The organism is Nocardia aurea (assembly GCF_003123685.1).
In the GTDB taxonomy this organism is placed as follows: Bacteria; Actinomycetota; Actinomycetes; order Mycobacteriales; family Mycobacteriaceae; genus Nocardia; species Nocardia aurea.
Genome location: NZ_QCYJ01000157.1, coordinates 1 through 2,459, shown reverse-complemented (window position 1 = coordinate 2,459; position 2,459 = coordinate 1). Strand labels below are relative to the sequence as shown.

The following is a 2,459-nucleotide window of genomic DNA, read 5'->3' as shown; positions in this document are numbered from 1 at the left end:
ACGGTGTCGCCGTCGTTGATCTCTCCGGCCAGTAGTGCTTTGGCGAGGGTGTCGCCGATGGCTTGTTGGATCAGCCTGCGTAGTGGTCTGGCGCCGTAGACCGGGTCGTAACCGCGGACGGCGAGCCAGAACCTGGCAGTGTCGCTGACGTCGAGGGTGAGTCGGCGTTGGGCGAGGCGTTTCTGGAGTTGGTCGAGTTGGATGTCGACGATGTGTTCGAGTTGTTCCTCGTCGAGTGCGTGGAACATGACCACGTCGTCGAGTCGGTTGAGGAATTCGGGTTTGAACGCCGAGCGGACCGCGTTCATGACGAATTCCTTGTCCCCGCCCGCGCCCAGGTTCGAGGTCAGGATGAGGATGGCGTTGCGGAAATCGACTGTCCGCCCCTGACCGTCGGTGAGGCGGCCTTCGTCGAGGACGGCGAGCAGGATGTCGAAGACATCCGGGTGGGCTTTCTCGATCTCGTCGAAGAGCACCACCGAGTACGGCCGCCGCCGTACCGCTTCGGTGAGTTGACCGCCCTGGTCGTAGCCGATATAGCCGGGAGGCGCGCCGACCAGGCGGGCCACCGCGTGTTTCTCGCTGTACTCGCTCATGTCGATGCGGACCATGGCGCGTTCGTCGTCGAACAGGAAGTCGGCCAACGCTTTGGCCAGTTCGGTCTTGCCGACACCGGTCGGGCCGACGAACATGAACGAGCCGGTCGGACGGTTCGGGTCGGCGACCCCGGCGCGCGCTCTGCGTACCGCGTCCGATACGGCCTGTACGGCTTCTTTTTGTCCGACGACGCGTGTGCCCAGTTCCTGTTCCATGCGCAGCAGTTTCTGGGTCTGGCCCTCGAGCAGCCGCCCGACCGGGACACCGGTCCAGGCCGAGACCACCTCGGCGATATCGTCGGGGCCGACTTCCTCCTTGAGCATGACCGCACCGTCGGCGGCCGATGTGGAGACCTGTTCGGCCTGCTCCAGATTCTTCTCCAACGCCGGGATCCGGCCGTAGCGCAGTTCGGCGGCGCGCCCGAGATCACCGTCGCGTTCGGCCCGCTCGGATTCCCCGCGCAGGGTTTCCAGTTCCTCCTTGAGGACGCGGACCCCGTCGATGGCGTTCTTCTCGTTCTGCCACCGGGTGGTGAGTTGGTTCAGTTTCTCCCTGTCGTCGGCGAGTTCCTGGCGCAGTTTCTCCAGCCGCGTCTTGGACGCCTCGTCGGTCTCCTTGCTCAAGGCGACCTCTTCGATCTCGAGTCTGCGTACCGCGCGTTCGACCTCGTCGATCTCGACGGGACGGGAGTCGATCTCCATGCGCAGCCGCGAGGCCGATTCGTCGACCAGGTCGATCGCCTTGTCCGGCAGGAACCGGGAGGTGATGTAGCGATCCGACAACGCCGCCGCCGCCACCAACGCCGAATCGGTGATCCGCACGCCGTGGTGCACCTCGTAACGCTCCTTGATACCGCGCAGGATGGCGATGGTGTCGGCCACCGAGGGCTCACCGACGAGCACCTGCTGGAAACGGCGTTCCAGCGCGGCGTCCTTCTCGATGAATTTGCGGTATTCCTCCAGCGTGGTCGCCCCGACCAGGCGCAGCTCGCCCCGCGCCAGCATCGGCTTGATCATGTTGCCCGCGTCCATCGCCGATTCCCCGGTCGCGCCCGCGCCGACGATGGTGTGCAACTCATCGATGAAGGTGATGACCTGTCCCGCGCTGTTCTTGATGTCCTCGAGCACGGCCTTGAGCCGCTCCTCGAACTCACCGCGATATTTCGCGCCCGCCACCATCGCGGCCAGGTCGAGGGAGACCACCGATTTGCCGCGCAGCGACTCCGGCACGTCACCGGCGATGATGCGCTGGGCCAGACCCTCCACGATCGCGGTCTTGCCGACACCGGGTTCACCGATCAACACCGGATTGTTCTTCGTGCGACGACTCAGCACCTGCACCACGCGGCGGATCTCGGTGTCACGCCCGATCACCGGATCGAGTTTGCCCGCCCGCGCCGCCTCGGTCAGATCGGTGGAGTACTTCTCCAGCGCCTGATAACTGCCCTCGGGATCGGGGCTGGTGACCCTGGCGCTGCCGCGCACGGTGGTGAACGCCTCGCCCAGACCGTCGGCGGTCGCGCCGTACTTCGTCAACAGCATCGTCACGTCCGAATCGCCCTGGGCCAATCCGACTAGGACGTGTTCGGTGGAGACGTATTCGTCACCGAGTTCGGTGGCCAAACGCTGAGCGGCGGTGATCGCCGCCAGCGCCTCACGACCCAGCTGCGGGGTCGTTGTCGCCCCCGTCGCGCGCGGCAACCGGTCCACGATGTCTTGTGCCTCGCGTCGGACCGTCGCCGGATCGGTTCCCACAGCCTTCAACAAAGGGGCGGCGATGCCGTCGGTCTGATCCAGCAACGCCACCAGCAAATGCGCCGGACGAATCTCCGGATTACCCGCGGCCGAAGCCGCCTGCAAAGC

General features: G+C 65.6%; 1 protein-coding gene. It reads right to left on the bottom strand.

Annotation, left to right across the window (positions count from 1 at the left end):
• A partial coding sequence (gene clpB / locus DAT37_RS38880) for an ATP-dependent chaperone ClpB (RefSeq protein ID WP_109529961.1) occupies positions 1 to 2,459 on the bottom strand: 2,459 nt, incomplete at both ends.